A 19,838-nucleotide genomic window follows, 5' to 3' on the forward strand; every position below is an offset into this window, starting at 1 on the left:
CACAAAAAGTCTTGCGTCTTTTAATATGCGAAGTAAGATTCTTCCTCGTTGTGTGCTACATCTTCGCAATGCACTACATGCACTTTGCTGCTCTTGATAGGCTGTGTTTTGGCACCACCCGTTTTCTCGTTCAGCATTTTCTGCACCAGGCGCATACGCTCTTTCTCCAGATCCTGGCGCATCTGCTCGTCCCGCTCCACATCGTAGTAAGCAACACCATCCACAAATGTCTTGAGTGGTTTGGCGTAGATAGACAGCGGGTTCTCATTCCATAGTACCACGTCAGCGTCTTTGCCTTCTTTTAAGCTGCCTATTTTGTTGTCGAGGTGCAGGAGTTTAGCGGGGTTCAGCGTTACCATTTTCAGGGCATCTTCTTCGCTCATGCCAGTATACTTCACGCTTTTGGCAGCCTCCTGGTTCAGGCGACGGGCCATCTCTGCATCATCAGAGTTGATGGCTGTTACAATACCCATTTGGTTCATAATGCCTGCGTTCTGCGGAATCGCATCTTTCACTTCCATCTTGTAAGCCCACCAGTCGCCGAAGGTTGAGCCGCCTACGCCATGCTCTTTCATTTTATCAGCCACTTTGTAACCTTCCAGAATATGCGTGAACGTATTCACTTTGAAGCCCATCTCATCAGCCACATTCATCAACATGTTAATCTCTGACTGCACATAAGAGTGGCACGTGATAAAACGTTTTTCATTCAGAATCTCTACCAAGGCGTCTAATTCCAGATCACGGCGAGGAGCAGCTGTTTTAGACTTCTCGCGCTTGCTCAACTTGTCGTAGTTTTTCAACGCCTGCTCATACTCTTTGGCACGTGTAAAGGCATCTACAAAAACCTGCTCCACACCCATTCTGGATTGCGGGAAACGAATAGTTTGCGTGCTACCCCAGTTAGACTGCTTTACGTTCTCACCCAAAGCAAACTTAATGTAGCCATCAGCACCTTTTACCAGCATTTCATCAGCACTCTTGCCCCAGCGCAGCTTAACAATTGCCGACTGCCCACCAATAGGGTTGGCAGAACCGTGTAATAATTGTGAAGTGGTTACACCACCTGCCAACTGACGGTAGATGTTGATATCCTCCGGATTTACTACGTCAGCCATGCGTACTTCTGACGTTACTGACTGTGAGCCTTCGTTTACATCATCTAAGGCAATGTGCGAGTGCTCATCAATAATACCCGGTGTCACATGCTTGCCAGTGCCATCAATTACTTTGGCACCTGACTCACTCAGGTTTTTACCTACTTTGGCAATTTTACCATTTTTCAGCAGCACATCAGCATTCTCTAACTTACCTTCTTTCTCGTTTGTCCAAACAGTGGCGTTTTTAATTAAGATGGTTTCCTGCTTAGGCAGCTCTGCCTGACCGAAGGCGCGGAACGGGAAAATCATGCTGCCAACGCTAGTATCAGCTTCTTTCCTGGTGCGGTCTTTCTTCTCCTGCTCCGTCATAGCTTCAGAAAAAGCCGCTGTCCATTTTACAGCAGTGGCGTTTGGCAATTGCCCTTCGCCTTGCAGGTTTTTATCTGCTACCCATCCGCTCAGACGGATGCTTTCTTTGCTGTCTTTTTTATCTGCAAAAGAGATGGTAACCAAATTGCCTTTAAAGCTGATGTTACCTTTAACCGTGTCCTGCGCGATAACCTTTAAATCAGGCTTTTCAGCAGAACCAGCAATCAATAGCTTGCGCTCAGCACCGTTGCCTAACTTTAACGTATAAACGCCACGGTAATCAGCCGGCACTTCTGAGATTTTGTATTGCTCACCCTGTACCCAGTTTTCTAAGATGACACCATCTTCTGAGAAAAGATTATCGGTTGTGATAATGAAGTTAGCTAGCATACCTTTGTTTAAGCTACCCACCATGTTATCAGCATTTAGTAATTTAGCTGGTGTAGCTGTTAAAGCTTTCAAGGCCTCTTCTTCGCTCAAGCCATACTTCACGGCTTTGCGCAGGTTTGGCAAAAAGTCTTTCTTGTCCTTCAGATCGTTTGCTGTGAAGGCAATGGTAACACCGGCTTTCTGCAGCAGCGCCGCATTGGCTGGCGCCATTTCCCAATGCTTCATATCTTCCAGCGATACACGACGTGCATCAAAGGGGTCTTCTACATTGTAAGCGTTCGGAAAATCCAGTGAAAGAATGATGGGCGCGTTTGTAGCTTTAATCTGCGGCAGTGCCTGGTACTCATCACCTGCACCTTTTATGATATACTGCTTGCCAAACTCATCGCCTACTTTATCGGCACGAAGCGCATTCAGCTTATTGTCGGCCTCAAAAATCTGAGGAAAGCTATTTGCCTGTGAAAAGGCGGTAAGCGAAATATTCTGCTCTCTGCCAGGATTTTGCGCATTCCATTGAGCATCCAGGTACGTCTGGCGCAGCAAGGCAACAGAACCCATCAGTGAGCTGGGATAATCCTGTTTAGAAGAACCTTTATCAAAAGAAAGTGCGCCAGCGGCTTTGTCTTTCAGCACTACCTCGTTTTCGCGCTTTTCGGCTAGTGTTACCAGAGCCGCTGTACCGCGGGCTATTCCATCACGATGCACAGCCAGCACTGTTCCGAAGCCCTGCTTGCGCAACTCCCCCGCCTGCTTACTATCTACTTTAAACAGCTCTACTGCATTTGTTTCTGGCCTAATGGCTTGGTTCCAGTTAAAGGCTCCCTGCTTCTCAGACTCCATTTGCGGGGCAGCACGCCAGCTTCTGCGTTCTGCCTTTACTTCCGGAAGGCCATAGCTGGTGTACATATCTACCAAGCCAGGATAGATGTGCTTGCCTTTGGCATCCATCACCACGGCTCCGGCCGGTACTTTCACATTAGTACCAACAGCCTCTACTTTGCCGTTACGAATGATCAGGGTTGCGTTGGGAATTGCGGTTTTATAATCGGTGTGGACAGTGGCATTGGTAAAAGCCACAAGCCCGGAGCGCTCATCGTACACTCCATTGCGCGGAAATGTTTCCTGCGCCATTACACCGCCTGCGCTAAAGGCAAGACAAGCTGCAATGGTTAGAACTTTTTTCATTCGTTGGATTGGTGAAGTAGTTATAGGTTAGATATAGTTTCGGCTATTAAGTTAAGCATCAGCATGATAAATATCATCCTCTTGCACGGGTTTTCTCTATATATTAAGCTAGAATGCTTCTAAAACTTATATAGTTCATGGTTAAAACACCAATGTTAACTGCCACTCCGTAAATTCATACTTTCTTTCTTCTTTATGCAAGTAGCCGAGCGCTTACTTTTTGATTGAAAAATCGTACACTTGCAGCGCAAACAAAACCTGTTGCTTACGTGCCTGCTGCCATGCCCCTTACCAAGCATACCTATATTTTACTACTGCAAAAATTTCTGTTTATACTTTGTGCCGCTCTCATTTTGCTGTCGCCATGGTTTGTCTCACCAGAGGCACTTGCTTTAGGGCTCGTATTTGGGTTGGTGATAGGAAATCCTTTTCAACGCATTTCTGAGAAAGCCTCTAAGTATGTGCTGCAGGCTGCAGTGGTTGGGCTTGGCTTTGGGATTGATCTTTACCAGGTAATTGATACAGGCATCAGTGGCCTTTTATATACTTCTGTTTCACTGTGTATAACTATGCTGCTGGGCTTGTGGCTGGGCAAGCTGTTAGGCATAACTCCAAAACTAACACACCTAATTTCAACAGGAACCGCTATTTGCGGAGGTAGCGCCATTGCCGCAGTAGCACCCGCCATCAAAGCCGATGTACAGGAAATCTCAGTATCGCTAGCTGTTGTTTTTATACTTAATGCGGTGGCGCTATTTGTTTTCCCGGTAGTAGGGCACGTACTGAACCTGAGCCAGGAGCAGTTTGGTATTTGGGCTGCCATTGCCATACATGACACAAGCTCTGTAGTGGGTGCAGCTGGCAGGTACGGCAACGAAGCCCTACAGCTTGCCACTACTCTTAAACTAACCCGGGCCCTTTGGATCATTCCGATGGTGCTGGTATCAAGTATGCTGTTCAAGTCTAAGAATGCGAAGGTACAGGTGCCGCGTTTTATACTGCTGTTTATACTTGCCTCTGTACTAGTTACCTTTGTGCCTGCCACGCTATTCATAGCCCCTCCAGTACTGTTTTTGGCAAAACGAGGACTGCTGCTCTCCCTCTTCTTAATCGGGGCAAACTTAAACCGTAAAACCCTGCGCAGTATTAGTGCGAAGCCGTTCTATCAAGGGCTTATACTTTGGGTTGTGATAGCCGGGGGCTCTTTGGCAGCTATTGTGCTACTGTAGCCAAGCATCTAAAACTTATACACATAGTAGCCAGCGGTATCGCTCGGACAGGTCCCGACCTGTCCCTACACCTGTACTCTAAAAGGAACAAAGGCAGCGGCAATGGAAGTATGGCTGAGGCTGTACAGGTATGGCCCTTCAAGCCAATGGAGCAGAAAGCTCTAACCATAGTTGGCACTAGCTGCAAGCTAGCGCCAGCGGTACGAAAAACAGAGACACGCAAGTATAAAAAGAAGGGCCGGTGCTGTACAGCACCGGCCCTTCTTTTTATACTTGACTAACAGAACTGCTGTTTATGCAGCCTTTCTATGATTTTCCTTAATAGGCTCTTCCAGTAATGTTCTCCACAAAGTTCATGAAGGCTCGGTTTACCACACCTGTACCACCTGGCGTAGGGTAGTTACCTGTAAAATACCAGTCACCTTTATGGTTCGGGCAAGCCTGGTGCAGATCTTCGATGGTCTGATAAATTACCTGTACATCAGCATTCACATCAGGTGCTTTTACAATCTCAGCTACTTTATCTGCCAATTCATAATGTGTAAACATATCGTATAACTCCTGCACATAATTTGTTTCTCTGAAGGCAGGAGTACCGGCAGCAGCAAGGCACTTGTTATAGGTTTTCTGTAGCTTATCAACATGTCCGTTGTCTTTCAAAAGACCTAGCAACGCTCTAAAGGCTACAAACTCTTTCATGCGAGACATGTCGATGCCGTAGCAGTCAGGGTAGCGGATTTGCGGAGCGCACGAAACAATGATGATTTTTTTGGGCTCCAGCCTGTCCAGCATCTTGATAATGCTTTTCTCGAGTGTAGTTCCTCTAACAATCGAGTCATCCAGCACTACAAGCGTATCCACACCTTTCTTCACTACCTCGTAAGTCGTGTCGTACACGTGCGTTACCAGGTCATCACGGCTGTCGTTATCTGTTATGAAGGTACGCAGCTTGGCATCTTTAATTACCAGCTTCTCTGCCCTAGGCTTAAACTGAAGAATCTCGTCCAGCTGCTCCTCTGTCAGCTGCTGGTTAAGTATGGCTTTCTTACGATAATCGCGCAGGTAGTTCTCCAGGCCTTTCATCATCCCTAACCAAGATGACTCGGCTGTGTTAGGAATATAAGAGAACACCGTATTTTTAAGGTCGTAATTGATTGCCTCCAAAATTTGTGGGCAAAGCAACTTACCCATGTTTTTGCGCTCCTCGTAAATCTCCGGGTCATTGCCACGAGAGAAATAGATACGCTCGAAACTGCATGAAAGCTTTTCGCGCGGCTCCGTTACCTCTACCAGTTCTGGGTTACCAGCCTTGTCAACAATAAGTGCATGGCCAGGCGCAATTTCCTTGATGTCGCTATATTCAATACCAAAGGCAGTTTTGATAGCAGGCTTCTCAGACGTAACTACCACTACCTCATCATCTATATAATAATAAGCCGGACGAATGCCATTCGGGTCGCGCACCACAAAAGAGGCTCCGTAACCTGTTAAGCCAGCCATGGCATAACCACCGTCAAAGTCTTTGCAGGCGCGCTTCAGCACACGCTTCAGGTCCAGGTTCTGCTCAATCAGCTGTGTGATTTCCTTATTTGTATAATCACCTTGCTTGTAGTTGTCAAACAGTTCCTGGTTCTCTTCGTCCAGGAAGTGGCCGATTTTTTCCAGAACCGTAGTGGTATCTGTTTTATGCTTCGGGTGCTGCCCCAGGTCCAGCAGTTTCTGGAACTGCTCGTCTACGTTGGTCATGTTGAAGTTACCAGCCACGGCCAGGCTACGGCTGCGCCAGTTGTTTTCACGCACCATCGGGTGGCAATTATCCACGCTGTTAACGCCGTGGGTGCCATAGCGCAGGTGGCCAAGGTATACATCACCCAGAAAAGGCATGTTCTCCCACACCCATTCCACATCTTCAGAGCGATCAGCGTGTTGCTTTAGCAGACTCTTATACTCTTTGCCTATTTTGCCAAAGATGCTGTCGATGGCACGGGTTTTTACAGAGCGGAACCGGTTAATATAGTCAATACCAGGAAGCGCATTGATTTTGATGCTGGCAACTCCCGCGCCATCCTGGCCACGGTTGTGCTGCTTCTGCATAAGCAGGTACAGTTTGTTGATGCCATACATGGGGGTGCCATACTTTTCGGCGTAATAACTGATTGGTTTTCTAAGCCTGATTAAGGCTATACCACATTCGTGCTTTATTGCGTCGCTCATGAGTGCATTTATAGTGTCTGGGCCAGCAGATGCTCTATCCAGCGTAGCAGCAGGTCAGGTTTAAAGAACAAGACCAGCAGCGGCAGGGCAAACAGTGCCAACAACAGTTTATTCGACAGTGAAATAACTAAATTTTCCTGATTATGATTCCTTTTAAAGAAAAGGTAGTATGGTATCTTGATATAATAGAAAAGCGCCACACCTGTTAGTAAAACACCTGTTAGCAGTAACACCAGCAGTAGTTGGCTGCCACTCAAAGTATAAGCCTCCCAAATATTACTGAACACCAACAGCTTACCAATAAAGCCTGCCATTGGAGGCAATCCTGTTAGAGACAGCAAGTATAAAATAGCCATCACACCCAGGTAAGGCTGCGCTCGCCCTAAACCAGAAAAATCCTCCAAATTTCTTACGCCAAACCGCTCCTCCGCTACCTGAAGCAACAAGAAAACACCAAAGTTCATGAACAGCAGCACGGTCAGGTAAAACAGCAGACTGTAGGTATTGTTGGTCCCGAAGGCTAGCAGCGCCGCCAGCAGGAAACCAGCATGCGAAACAGATGAAAAAGCCAGGAGCCTGCGCGGTGTTCTTTGCCACAGCGCCGTGAAGTTACCTATAACCAGTGTGGCGATGGCAGCTATACCTATCAGTAACTGCACATCGGCAAAAGCTATCGGATCGGTGAAGTTGGACACAAAGCGATAGATGACCAGTATGCCAGCTATTTTAGGACCGGTAGAGAACATGGCCACCACAGGCAAGGGTGCTCCCTGGTATACATCAGGAGCCCAAAAATGAAACGGAACCGCAGAAATTTTAAAGAAGAAACCAGCCAGCACAAGTATGGCAGCCACCGTTACAAGTAACCCTTCGGCCTGCATCAGGCCTAGTGCAAACACATCTGAAGTATAAGCCAAGGTGCCTGTCATACCATAGAAGAACGACATGCCGTACAGCATTACGCCAGCCGACAAAGCGCCGTAAAGCACATACTTCAGGCCCGCCTCCACGGCACGTTTTTCTTCTTTAAAGGTAAGGGTGAGAATGTAGGAGGCAATAGAAACTGTTTCGATAGCCAGAAAGACCATAAGCAGGTTAACTGATTTGGTCATCAGGTTGAGCCCTAGCACCAGTATCAGCAACAGGGCATAAAACTCGCCTCTGCCCTCCTTCAGCTTCTCCAGACGCTTTAGCTGCAACGACATAAAGATGGTGAAAATACCAGCCGCACTAAATAATATGCCGCCATAGCGGGCCACTCCATCTGAGACAAGCAGGTTCAGAAAAGTTTCGCTTCCGGAAGTATAGCCACCGAGCACCTGCAGCACCAGCACAGAAAATAAGCCTGTGAGGGCAAACCAAGGCAACAGCCGCTTAATAATTTTTGATTTGAAAAGGTCGAGCAGAACGAGCAGCAGGAAGAAGAAAGCCAGCAGAAACTCGGGCAGCAGCATACCTGCCCCGGCTAGTATGGCATCCAGTTTCTCTGATAAGTATAATGCCTGTTCGTTCACTTACTGTAATCTTGATATAATGAGGCCCAATTGCTCCTGCCCGCGTTGCAGTACCATTTCTGTATATCCGGTTACAGTAAGGCTTATTTTGTCGAGGAGAAGGTGCGGGAATATACCAAACAGTAACGCCAGCACCGCCAAAGGCACCAGCATCAGGTATTCTCTTTTGTTAAGATCTGTAATGACCGCCTCGGCCCTCAGCTCTGGAAAAATCCAGTACTTGCCGAAGAACATGCGCTGTAAGGCCCATAGGTAATAAGCTGCTGCAAGCAAAAGTCCGAATACAGCCACGATAGTTAGCCAGCGCGGCAATAAACCTGTAGCCTCAGGCGCTCCAAAGCCTCCTACCAGCACCAGTAGCTCTGCTATAAAACCAGAGAAGCCGGGCAAACCGAGCGAGGCGAAAAAGGCAATAACCACAAAGGCTGTATAGGCAGGCATCACGTTGGCAAGCCCCCTGAAGTTCTGAATCATGCGGTTGTGGGCGCGGTCATAAATCACCCCTACTACCAAAAAGAGCATAGCCGAAATAATGCCGTGGCTGAACATCATGTAAATCGCTCCGTTCACCCCCTCAATTGTCAGCGAGGCTAAGCCCAACAGTACAAAGCCCATATGCGATACCGAAGAGTAGGCAATCAGCTTTTTGAGGTCGTTCATGGCAAGCGCGTTCAAGGCACCATAAATAATGGATAACACACCCAGGCCACCAACAAGTATGGCAAAGTAGGCAGCGGCATCCGGGAAGATAGGGTACACAATCCTGATTAAGCCGTAGCCCCCTACTTTAAGCAGCACTGCTGCAAGCAAAACAGAGATAGGTGTAGGCGCTTCTACGTGCGCGTCGGGTAGCCAGGTATGAACAGGCACTAATGGCACCTTGATAGCAAAACCGGCAAACAGCAACAGAAAGGCGATAAAGCGCAAAGGCAAATCCCAGAGCATCGCACCGGAAAGCACATGCAGCAGGCTACCCGGGATAAAATTAGCCGGCTCCATCATAGCTGGTATGCTGAAGGTCCGCACCAGGTTATAATTACTGATCTGGTTACGCTGTAGCATCTGCTGTACCTGCTTCAGCACATCCGCTCCTACCGCAGTTCCCTGATCCAGGAGCCCCATCTGTGCCGCTGTAGCCGCAGGATCTATTACGGAAGTATACAACCCGATCATCACCAGCAGGATGAAAAGAGAACCAACCAACGTAAAGATAAAGAATTTGATAGCTGCGTACTCACGCTTAGGTCCTCCCCAGATACCGATCAGGAAGTACATCGGCAGCAGCATAAATTCAAAGAAGAGGTAGAACAGAAAGAAGTCTAAGGCCAGGAAACAGCCCATGACGCTGGTAAGCAGCAGCAGGTAAAGCAGAAAATAGCCCTTCACGTTTTTGGTGATGGCCCAGGAAGAGATCACGCCAATTACGGCCACAATGCCTGTAAGCAGCACCATGCTGATGCTAACCCCATCTACTCCTACAAAATAATCTATCTGGAAACGCCCCAAGTTGCCTAACGCAAAGCCTATCCAGTTAACTTTTTCTACAAACTGATAGCCCTGTTGCCCATTAGCGATAGCGCCGCCGTTAAACTGAACATACACCAAAACAGACAGCCCCATCTGCACCAGCGCTCCCAGCAAAGCAACTACTTTTATAGGCTTTTGCAGACGCACAGGCAGGCATAACACAATAAGTGCTGCCAGCAAGGGTATAAAAATGAGGCTACTAAGTATAAAATTCATGTTTATGAGACACAGTCTTTTTTAGACACAAGTATCAGGTAGCAAGACTCAAGACTTTTACTTTTATAATTGATACACTTGCGCAGGATTTTCAAAGTATTGTCTTCTTTAGCTGTTAACACCAGCTGCTAGCCAAGCAGTGATGTAAGATTTCTCTAAATCCTGCCAATCTTTTAATCCTGAAAATCCTGATCGCGAAATTAACATCAAAACAGGATGATGTATAGCATTAGTAAAATAAATCCGAATAAAGAATAAGCGTAATAGCTCTGCACCTTTCCGTTCTGAAAGCCTCGCCCAACGCGCCCTAGCAATTTAGAGAGCGCTCCTATAAGCCATACCAGGCCATCCACTACCCAACGGTCGAACCAGGCTACGAACTTTGCAAAAATCACTAAGGCTTGGCTGCTGTTGTTTAAGGCGTAATCAATCACGCGCTTGTCGTTTCGGTAAAGCGTTCTGGCTAAAAGTAGCGTCGGCTGCACAAAGGCTTTATGGTAAAGTTCGTTTAGGTAGAAGTGGTGATGCGACAGTACAGCTATTCTGCTGCGTGGCGCTTCTTGCTGTAGCTGTTGCGAGGTTCTGTTTTTATACTTCAGCATAGCCCAGCTAATTCCTGCTATACCCAGTAAAGTTGACAGCACCCCGAAAACGATGTGTAAGGTATGATTTGCTTCGTCCTGTGCCTTTACGGCTTGCAGCAAGGCGTCAGACAGCACAGTAGAACCATTAAGTTTATCCATACTTATGCCTTGTAAGAGCCAGCTGCTTCCAAAATTTAGCGGATTCGGTGAGAAGAAGATTCCCAAGGAAAGTATCGCCAGCAGGATAACCGGCAGTGCCATCACATGCTCTACCTCCTGCCCTGCCTTCAATCGCAAATCCTGTACGCTAAAAGGAGCTCTAAACTCGCCAAAGAAAACAAACCACATGTGCCGCGCCATGTAAAAAGCCGTCAGCAGCACCACCGTAAATCCAATAACCGGCACGATGAAGTATAAACCGCCTCCCATCGTTTGTGCCCAGGCCCAACTGCCGGAAAGGATAGCGTCTTTGGAAAGAAAACCCGAGAATAGCGGAAGCCCTACAAGTGCCGCCGTAGCGATTAAGTAAGTATAAAACGTGAGCGGCATTGCTTTGCGGAGCCCGCCCATGTTGCGGATATCCTGCGCATCCAGGTGCAGGTGGTGGCGGTGCAAGCCGCGGTGCATAGCATGAATGATGATGCCGGAGTTCAGAAACAAAGCTGCCTTGAAGAAGGCGTGTGTCGCCAGGTGGAACAGGGCTGCATCGTGTGCGCCTGTTCCCATTCCCATCACCATATACCCTAACTGTGAAATGGTAGAGAAAGCGAGCACAGCTTTGATATCATTTTGCGTGAGGGCTACCAAAGCTCCCACTAAGGCAGTTACTGCCCCAACTATCGCTATTACCACCAGCGCCTGCGGCGTGAAAAAGGCATAGCAACGGGCCACCAGGTATACACCGGCTGCCACCATAGTTGCGGCATGTATCAATGCTGAAACCGGAGTTGGCCCCTGCATCGCATCGGGCAGCCATACTTGTAAGGGGAACTGAGCCGACTTACCTACACAACCCATAAACAGCCCCAGTCCTGCCATTGTCAGAAAGATTGGCCCTAGCTCTACCTGCCAGTCCTGCCCGTTTAAAGTATAAGTAGCGATAAAACTACCACTCTCCCAGGTGCCGTTGCCAATCAAAAGGCGTAGTGTCTCCAGATCGAACGTGCGGAAGTAAGTATAAAAGGCAAACAGGCCTAGCAGTAGACCAATGTCACCAATGCGGTTTATGAGAAACGCTTTTTTGTTAGCTGCAACAGCCGCAGGTTTGGTAAACCAGAAGCCAATAAGCAGGTATGAGGAGAGGCCTACCAACTCCCAGAACATAAACAGTAGCAGCAGGTTATCAACCAGCACAATGCCCAGCATGCTAAAGGTAAAAAGCCCCAGGTAAGCAAAATAGCGGCTATAGCCCCTGTCACCGTGCATGTACCCGACCGAGAACAGCTGCACCAGCAGGGATATAAACGTGACGATGAACAGCATGAGCACCGTCAGGTTATCAAGCAACACGCCAGCTGTAAAAGGGGTAAGGGAGCTGCCCGGTAAGCTAAACCAGGTAACACGACTGTGATAGGTGGCTGTATTCCAGGTTTGTGTGAAAAGCCAGGCTGAGAGTATAAAAGCTATGGCCGTTAAGCCTATGCCCAGCCAATCGCCGTGGCGAGGGAAGCGTTTGCCAAACGGAAACAGAACCAGAAAACCTAACAGCGGCAGTAACAGCACAACCAGAGCGGTTGCGGTTTCGGGTGTGCCTGCCAAAGGCTGTAATAGGTCGGATAGCTCCAAAGCAATAATCGATTACAGTTTCTGATGTTAGTAGCTGCCGCTGCCTAACAGCAGGCAAAGTTACATATATTGCCTAAAAATAATACCTATTGTTTAGAGGAGATTGAGGGCGCAGCAGGTGCTATTTATTCTCTGGGCTAACTATCTCATTTAAGTTAGCTGTTTTAAAGTGCTGGTACACCCGCAGCACAATAGCCAATGCCACAGCTGCCTCAGCTGCAGCCACTACAATCACAAACAGCGAGAACATTTGCCCCTGCAACAGCGACGGGTCGTAACGGCTGAAGGCGACCAGGTTCAGGTTAGCTGCGTTAAAGATCAGCTCAATTCCCATCAACACCACCACGGCATGGCGTTTAGAGATAACGGCCAGAATACCGAGGCTAAACAGTACAGCACCTAGCAGTAAAATATGTTCTATAGGGATAGCTTCCATGGTTACGCCTTCTGGTTATCGGTGGCAATATAAGCAGCGCCTATCAGGGCAATGAGCAACAGCAGCGAGGCCAGTTCAAAAGGAACCACCACATCCGTCATCAATTTTATACCTATACTTTGCACTGTACTCTTTTGCAGGCCAAGCACATCTACCGCTGTGGTTTGCAGCCACGGCAGGGCACTGATATTCGATTTTAGAATAGTATAGCACATGCCAACAAGTATAAGACCCGCCACCGTGGTTCCCCATACCTTGTTTACACTCTCCGACAGCACTGACTTATCCTGTACACGACTGCTCAGCATAATACCGAACAAAATCAACACCAACACCCCGCCCACATAAACCATCAACTGAGTTACGGCCACAAAATCAGCAAAAAGCAACACGTAAATACCGGCTATACTTAGCAGCGTAATGAGCAGCGAAAAGCCCGCGTACAGCAGGTTGCGCGTCAGCACCATGTAGGCTGCGGAAAGTATGGCAAGTATGGCGAAGATGTAGAAAAGCATTTTCAGTTATCCATTAACATTAATCAATTATCAATTCGATTTCGTAAGGACCTCGCAGTGTCCGAAGGTGCTGCCAAAAAATTTGAATGACTGAATAATTGAATCACTTGCTGTCATCTTGGAAAGTTCTTGGTGGCGGAACGCGTCTGCCTTTGGCACTCGCCCTCAAGATCCTTTCAGAATGACAACAAGGAATGGAGTAAGTATAAATTAACTATCCATTCATACAATCACTCATTCACAATTACGCCAGACACTCGCGGGAGCTGCGCACGCCGCGAGGTCTATGATGCTTTACCCCTGCTTTCGTGCGGCCAACGCAGCTGCTTTGGCCGCAGCCATTTCCTCCTGCTGCTTCGCAAACAACTGCTTCTTCTCTTCGGCCTGCTCCGGTGTAAGGTCGGTGAAGTGGTAGACCATGTTTTTGATATCTACTTCAGAGAAATCGTACACTGGTGTCATGGTGAGGCAGTCGGTTGGGCAAACCGTGGTGCAGAGGCCGCAGTAGCAGCACTTCGCTAAGTCTATATCAAACGTAGGCGCGTAGAGGCGCTTCTTCGTGCCGTCCGAGGTAGTACCGATGTCTTCCGTAGCCTTCACCGACTCAATGGTAATGCAGTTAACGGGGCAGATTTTGGCGCAAAGGTCGCAGACAATACAATCATCTATCTCGTTATGCAGACGGTAGCGGCCATTGTCTGGCACAGGTATGGCTTCGTACGGATACTTGAGCGTTACCAGCCCATCTGCCTGCTTAAAGTAATTCTCATCCGACACATACTCTGGCGTACGGCGTTTTCGGGCACCGGTAAAGTGCTTCCACGTCAGGCGCATGCCACTTGCCAGTGACTTTACGCCGCTCCAGAATCCGGTTTTAGCTCGAAAAGCTTCTTTCATCCTTCAAAGTTAAAAGGTTAGCAGGTTAAAACACGCATGGCGCAGTTAAACATATACTGTTTTAAGATGGAAGGCTTTCATCCTCCAACTCATTAATTATAGTGAGCAACTCACTCAACATCATAGCGGTGGCTCCCCAAACGGTGTGACCGTCCACATCAAAATAAGGCGCAGAAATCTCCATATTGCCAGACACTACAATATTGGTGATGCCCCTGATGCTTTTATCAAGCAACGTGGAGAGCGATACCTCTATCAGTTGGTCTACTTCCCTGGGGTCAGTTAAAAATGCTGGCTTGTGATTCATATAACCAACCACCGGATGCACCATATGGTTGCTGGCAAACACAAACAGATCACTCAGGTGGCCAACAACTGTAACATCTTCTGGGTTGATACCTATCTCTTCGTACGCTTCTCTCAAAGCTGTTTGGTAGAAATCCTTATCCGCCTCTTCTCTTCTACCTCCAGGTAACGCTATCTGTCCGCTATGCACCCCCTCATAAACAGGCCTCAAAATAAGGGGCAGCTTTATTTTTCCTCCATCCTTATAAAACAATAGCAATACTGCACTCTCCTTGGTCTGGCTATCAGGTTTCGTCCTGAATTTAAGATTACTTCTGGTAGTACTTGCCATTAGGTTATGAGCTGCTTCGCCCGGTAATGGCTCCTGCAATCTCTTCCTAAGTGCTTCAATGAATTTGTGCATTGCTGAGTATGGAGACTAAATTAGTTTAACCTATTTTTTGTTGTCATCCTGAAAGGGTCTTGGTTAAAGAGGGCCCCTACCCCCGCGAGCGGTATCTGCGCTCTATAAAAGCCATTCTAGTTCGCCCACAAGATCCTTTCAGGATGACAGTATAGTATAAAAGTAATCCTGTCTTTCTACTTACTTGTGTCTAACCTAAATCATTAATAGTCGCCAGATGCCAGCCAGCAGCACAATACACAGCGCAATGGGTGTCAGCACTTTCCAGCAGAGGTGCATGAGTTGGTCTACGCGCAGGCGCGGATAAGTCCAGCGTATTTGTAACTGCAGAAACAGCAGCACGAAGGTTTTGCTCAACAGCCAGAAAATGCCCCAAAGTATACCTGATAATTCGCCGGGCGTGCCGGTGGTCCAGTAAGCCAGGCTTATAGTGCCGATGTTTGGTAAAGGCGTATTCCAGCTACCTAAAAACAGCACCACCGCAACCAAACAAACCAGCACCATCATACTATATTCCGCTAAAAACAGCACCGCAAACCGGAAGCCCGAGTACTCCACATGGAAACCCGCCACCAACTCCGACTCTGCTTCCGGAATGTCAAAAGGAGCTCGATTGCTTTCAGCCAGTGAGGCAATAAAGTAGATGATGAAGCTAACCAGCAGCATAGGTGCCCGAAAGATATTCCAGGTAGTAATGCCACCAATGGTTGTTGTGTTGATCCCCAACTCACGGATGCCGAACAGCCAGTTCATGTCATACTCCAAGCCCGGAAACTGATTCATTAACGCCCCCTGCTGATAGCTAATTTCCTGGAAGTCTAGCGATTGGCAGATCATGACAGCAGATAGTATGGCCAAACCTGCCGGTATTTCATATGACACAATTTGCGCCACAGAGCGCATGGCACCCAGCATAGCATACTTGTTATTAGAGCCCCAACCTGCCATCAGCAAGCCCACCACATCCAAAGACACAATGGCCAGAAGGTAAAACACACCTATACCGATACCAGCTGGCACCATAGTGGGTGTAAATGGAATTACGGCAAAGCCCGCGAACACAGCCGCAAAGATCAGGATGGGTGCCAGCTTGAACAGCTTTTTATCTGCAGCAGCGGGTATAATGTCTTCTTTCTGCAACAGCTTCAGCACATCGGCTACCGCCTGCAACGAGCCTTGCGGCCCCGCTTCAGTCGGTCCCATACGGTCTTGCATAAAAGCAGCCACCTTGCGCTCAGCATACGCCAGCACAATCACCACCCCTAGCAGAGCACCTAATGTCAGCAGAAAAGCAAGCATACGTGTTTGTGTTTGTTACCCCAAAGGTAGGGCTTACGGGGTGAATTAAGAATGATGAATTAAGAATTAGGAATGAGGGAACATCATGCAAAGAAAATCCCGACTGCTTATCTCTAAAAGCTGCCGGGATAAACTATAAAGTGTGCTTTATTAAAACTTAAATACCGTTTTCCTTTGTCAGGATGATCGGCTCACCGTCTGTTATAAGGATGGTGTGTTCATGCTGCGCTACATAGGCACCTTCATCTGCTAGTAAGGTCCAGCCGTCGCCTTTCTCGCGGGTATAACTGCCTTTGGTGGAGATGAACGTTTCTACCGCTACCACACTATTTTTCCTAAATCGCTGTGTATTGTCTTTGTCGTAGAAATTCGGGATTTCGTCAGGCGCCTCATGTAGGCTGCGCCCTACGCCGTGGCCCACCAGGTTTTTAATTACTTTGAACCCGTTCTTTTTAGCTTCCTGCTCAATCGTGCGGCCAACCTCTGCTATTTTCTTTCCGCCTTTGATCTCTTTCAGTGCTTTGTGCAGCGCCGTTACAGAGGTATCAACCAGTTTGCTTAGCCCGTTGATGTCTTCGCCAAGTATAAATGAGCCACCGTTATCAGCATAAAAACCGTTTAGCTCCGCAGACACATCAATATTTACTAAATCGCCTTCTTTCAAGATGGTGTCTTCGGAAGGAATACCATGTGCAGCCTCGTTGTTGATGCTGATGCAAGTATAACCTGGAAAATCGTACTCTGATTTAGGCGCAGATTTGGCTCCAAACTCTTCCAATAGCTTATTTCCATACTCATCCAGCTCTTTAGTGGTGATACCGACTTTGGTATACTCCCTCATTTTTCGGAGCGTAACGGCTACGGCTTCACTTACTTTCTTTATTCCTTCCAGGTCTGCTTCTGACTCTATTATCATGTCTCTTTTTAAATTTACATTCTACTTACTCTACCAAATGCGGCACAAATTGCGAGAGGTTGGTGATAATACCCTTCTCGCGGCGGAAGCCAATGGCACAGCCTTCTCCTGCCCAAAACACGCCTGCCTGGTACTGGTAGTTTTTGTCATCCTCAGGTAACTCCACCCAGCGCTGGTATACTTGCTGTTGGTCGTCGTACTCACCTTCTACTTTTAACACACGCACCTTATCCATTACCTCCACGCTCTGTCCTTCGCGGCCAAAGTATGGCTTACGGATATACTTGCCGCTGATTGGGGCAAGGTCTGTTTCCAGGAGAAGTGGGTGGTAGGGATACGCCTTCCAGAGCCAGGCCAGCATGCCTTTACTCTGAAAGATCAAGGTATAAGCAGGATTTGCGATGATGACGTTACGCGCCGCAGATAGTTCGGCAAGGCTATGGCACAGCTCTGGCTCTTCCCAGGCAATCTGCTCCCAGGGCAACAACTTGAACAGGAAAGGAAACTGCTGCCATTGCTCGTTTGCTACTTGCGCCCACACACCGCGCTCCGTTCCTTCAGTTGCTACACTTATATTTTCTACCGGACAGAGATGCGCATCAAAGCCTGCTTCGGTTGCGGCCTGTGCTATAACAGCACAGTTAGCCTCGTCTTCGGCACTCTCGCCGATGTAGGTGAGCAAAAGCGCAGGGGCAAGGTCATCGTTTAACATGCGCCAGGTTTTCAGTTGCTCTACCAGCTCCTCGTATAAACCGGAATACTGCTTCGCCTCTTTTTTGCCGGCTGCAGCCAGGCTTGCCCACTGCACCACGGCAGTCTCCGGTATAGAGGTAGCCGTATCCGCATTAAACTCCAGCAGTTTTGGACCCTCCGGTGTTTGTACCAGATCAAAACGGCCATACAGATGCCAATGCCGTTCATCGTTCCAGGAGTGGCGAACCATCTTCCAGAGGTTCTCTGGTATGCCCAGCACTTTCAGGAATTCATCGGGCAGGTTATCAGGGATGGCGTTCACCATCATCTCGTAGAGTGTGTCTGCGGCAGACAGCAAGGCATCAGCTTCATTTTCGGGCAACACAACAGCCTCGCCCGGCACATAATTGGCACAGCCGTCCTCCACACACCAATCCCAGCCAAGGCCGCGCACAGCTGTTTCTATATCGCCTGTGTGAGACTGCAGGCGTATTTTACTTTTATCTTGCATGAATAAAATCAAGTTTTAAGCTCCCGCTCCGCCGCTGCGCCCTCTAAAAAAGCCACTACGGCCCGAGCTTGGCGCAGTAGCACGCTGGCGATAGGTTTGTACGTTCTGGCGCCAGGCGCTGGTATTGTTCATCAGGCCTGGATTGGCATAGTAGGCTGCTCTCGGTCCCGTATTGCGCCCCATCATATAGCCCATGGCGCTCCACCACAGTACGCTACTTAAGCCAAACCCGCCCTGGTTATATTGCTGCTGGTTACTGGCCACATCCTTCAGTTGGTTTTCCAGAGCTAGCCCCTGTAGGGTATCTACACGCCCATCGTTATACTTTAAGATGGCCATACTTTTGCCCGGAGCTGTCGTGCGCTCATCTGTAATTTTCCACTGATCTGGAGCCTCTTCGGTCATTTCAGTGATTACACCATCCGGTACCGCTACTTCTTCTCCAGCATTCCACTCTTCGTTTTGGTTGTTGGAGCTACAACCGGTAAGGCCCATGCATGCAGCTGCAGCCACGATAAAGGCGTTTCGTTTGAGGTCTCCTATAGTCAGGTACTTTTTCTTCATCTTGATGCAATAAATATAGTATAAAGATAGGCTTTTTTACGTGGAAGTGCAGGGAAATGGCTGATTTCGATTGATGAGGAATGAAATTGCAGATATTGCTTTAAGCCAGTGTGTCAAACCATCCCTAACCCTTCCTTGGACAAGGAGGGGGATTTTGCCGATACTTAGGAATAAGCTTAAAGCCTTCTGTGCTACAAAACTATCTCCCTTTCCTAATTCCTAATTGGCGCAACGCGCCTTCTACTCCCACAGCGGGTAATGCTCCAGGTTTACTTGCCGTTTAAAGAAAATGCGGGTGCTTTCTTCGAATGAGCGGGTAAAGTCTGACACGTAAAAAGTGTGGTCGCCGGATGGTTGTTCGGCTGCCAGGTTATGCAACTCCAAATACTCTTTTACATGCTGCGCTACAATCTGGCTGGCGTCCAGCACATCTACATTGCCTTCATAATACTTCTCAATTTGCTTTTTGATGAGCGGGTAATGCGTGCAGCCAAGTATGAGTGCCTCTATATCGTGCAGGTGCGGGTCTGACAAATAAGCATGTATCACACTTTCAGAGATAGAGTCGTTAAAGAAGCCCTCCTCTATCATGGCAGCCAAAAGTGGAGTCGCCAGAGATTGCAGCTGAATGTTCTGGTCCAGCTCATCAACCTTTTTACGATACACGTTAGAATTAACCGTTTGCTTGGTTCCGATCAAACCGACAGTTTTACCTGTGTAGGCTTCTCCGATATAGTTCACAATAGGGTCGATCACGTTCAGCACCTTTGCTTTGCTGCCTACATACTCCTTCACCAGCTCATAAGCAGCCGCTGAGGCAGAGTTGCAGGCAATTAAAATCACCTTACACTGCTGCCGTATCAGCAGGTCACATATCTTAACGGCATAGGCCTGAATGGCCGCAGTAGACTTGTCTCCGTAAGGCAAATGGGCTGTGTCGCCAAAATAAATAAGGCGCTCGTTTGGCAATACATTTATAATTGCCTGAGCCACCGTGAGCCCTCCTATTCCACTATCAAATATTCCTATGGGTCTGTCTCTTTTTTCTAAGCTCATATTAAGTGAAATTAACTAACTCCGGTGATTCTGACAATTCACCTTTAAAAACGATCTGTTTACCAGTAAAATCAATTTTTAAGAATTATTGCAAACGCGAAATAGTTACACATTTAAACAAACAAGTAC

At 47.9% G+C, this 19,838-nt stretch carries 15 protein-coding genes; 1 reads left to right on the forward strand and 14 read right to left on the reverse strand.

Annotation, left to right across the window (positions count from 1 at the left end; genetic code table 11):
* Window positions 1-20: 20 nt before the first annotated feature.
* Window positions 21-3,044 carry an amidohydrolase family protein gene (locus tag ACFQ2O_RS04015; RefSeq protein ID WP_377523122.1) on the reverse strand — a complete coding sequence of 1,008 codons (3,024 nt, stop codon included), beginning with the start codon at window positions 3,042-3,044 and terminating at the stop codon, window positions 21-23.
* Between the two features lie 224 nt (window positions 3,045-3,268).
* Between ACFQ2O_RS04015 and ACFQ2O_RS04020 the strand changes: the two genes are divergently transcribed.
* Window positions 3,269-4,273: a YeiH family protein gene (locus tag ACFQ2O_RS04020; protein ID WP_377523123.1), complete on the forward strand. Its 1,005-nt coding sequence runs from the start codon at window positions 3,269-3,271 to the stop codon at window positions 4,271-4,273.
* Window positions 4,274-4,591: 318 nt separating this feature from the next.
* Here ACFQ2O_RS04020 and ACFQ2O_RS04025 read toward each other — a convergent pair whose 3' ends face one another.
* The 13 genes from ACFQ2O_RS04025 to murI all read right to left on the reverse strand — a co-directional run bounded on the left by ACFQ2O_RS04025 (window position 4,592) and on the right by murI (window position 19,709).
* Complete coding sequence (locus ACFQ2O_RS04025; protein ID WP_377523124.1) at window positions 4,592-6,487, reverse strand: amidophosphoribosyltransferase; 1,896 nt, start codon at window positions 6,485-6,487, stop codon at window positions 4,592-4,594.
* Window positions 6,488-6,495: 8 nt separating this feature from the next.
* Window positions 6,496-8,001, reverse strand: coding sequence for an NADH-quinone oxidoreductase subunit N (locus ACFQ2O_RS04030; protein ID WP_377523125.1), 1,506 nt, complete (start codon window positions 7,999-8,001; stop codon window positions 6,496-6,498).
* A complete protein-coding gene (locus ACFQ2O_RS04035) occupies window positions 8,002-9,744 on the reverse strand; it encodes a complex I subunit 4 family protein (RefSeq protein ID WP_377523126.1) in 1,743 nt (580 codons plus the stop codon). It lies immediately after the preceding gene.
* Between the two features lie 206 nt (window positions 9,745-9,950).
* Window positions 9,951-12,113, reverse strand: coding sequence for an NADH-quinone oxidoreductase subunit L (gene nuoL, locus ACFQ2O_RS04040; RefSeq protein ID WP_377523127.1), 2,163 nt, complete (start codon window positions 12,111-12,113; stop codon window positions 9,951-9,953).
* A gap of 121 nt (window positions 12,114-12,234) precedes the next feature.
* Window positions 12,235-12,549 (reverse strand): NADH-quinone oxidoreductase subunit NuoK, encoded by a 315-nt coding sequence (nuoK, locus tag ACFQ2O_RS04045; protein WP_377523128.1) that lies wholly within the window; start codon window positions 12,547-12,549, stop codon window positions 12,235-12,237.
* 2 nt (window positions 12,550-12,551) lie between these two features.
* Window positions 12,552-13,064 carry an NADH-quinone oxidoreductase subunit J family protein gene (locus ACFQ2O_RS04050; RefSeq protein WP_377523129.1) on the reverse strand — a complete coding sequence of 171 codons (513 nt, stop codon included), beginning with the start codon at window positions 13,062-13,064 and terminating at the stop codon, window positions 12,552-12,554.
* A 294-nt stretch (window positions 13,065-13,358) separates the two neighbouring features.
* A complete protein-coding gene (locus ACFQ2O_RS04055; protein ID WP_377523130.1) occupies window positions 13,359-13,961 on the reverse strand; it encodes a NuoI/complex I 23 kDa subunit family protein in 603 nt (200 codons plus the stop codon).
* A gap of 61 nt (window positions 13,962-14,022) precedes the next feature.
* On the reverse strand, window positions 14,023-14,670 hold the full coding sequence (locus ACFQ2O_RS04060; RefSeq protein ID WP_377523131.1) for an NUDIX hydrolase: 648 nt from the start codon (window positions 14,668-14,670) through the stop codon (window positions 14,023-14,025).
* A 195-nt stretch (window positions 14,671-14,865) separates the two neighbouring features.
* Window positions 14,866-15,969 (reverse strand): complex I subunit 1/NuoH family protein, encoded by a 1,104-nt coding sequence (locus ACFQ2O_RS04065; RefSeq protein WP_377523132.1) that lies wholly within the window; start codon window positions 15,967-15,969, stop codon window positions 14,866-14,868.
* 157 nt (window positions 15,970-16,126) lie between these two features.
* Window positions 16,127-16,885, reverse strand: coding sequence for a type I methionyl aminopeptidase (gene map / locus ACFQ2O_RS04070; protein WP_377523133.1), 759 nt, complete (start codon window positions 16,883-16,885; stop codon window positions 16,127-16,129).
* 25 nt (window positions 16,886-16,910) lie between these two features.
* Window positions 16,911-18,089: a glutathionylspermidine synthase family protein gene (locus ACFQ2O_RS04075; RefSeq protein WP_377523134.1), complete on the reverse strand. Its 1,179-nt coding sequence runs from the start codon at window positions 18,087-18,089 to the stop codon at window positions 16,911-16,913.
* A gap of 15 nt (window positions 18,090-18,104) precedes the next feature.
* Window positions 18,105-18,653 (reverse strand): hypothetical protein, encoded by a 549-nt coding sequence (locus ACFQ2O_RS04080; RefSeq protein WP_377523135.1) that lies wholly within the window; start codon window positions 18,651-18,653, stop codon window positions 18,105-18,107.
* A gap of 240 nt (window positions 18,654-18,893) precedes the next feature.
* On the reverse strand, window positions 18,894-19,709 hold the full coding sequence (gene murI / locus ACFQ2O_RS04085) for a glutamate racemase (protein WP_377523136.1): 816 nt from the start codon (window positions 19,707-19,709) through the stop codon (window positions 18,894-18,896).
* Between the last annotated feature and the right edge of the window lie 129 nt (window positions 19,710-19,838).

This window comes from Pontibacter rugosus (genome assembly GCF_042678745.1).
Classification (GTDB): domain Bacteria; phylum Bacteroidota; class Bacteroidia; order Cytophagales; family Hymenobacteraceae; genus Pontibacter; species Pontibacter rugosus.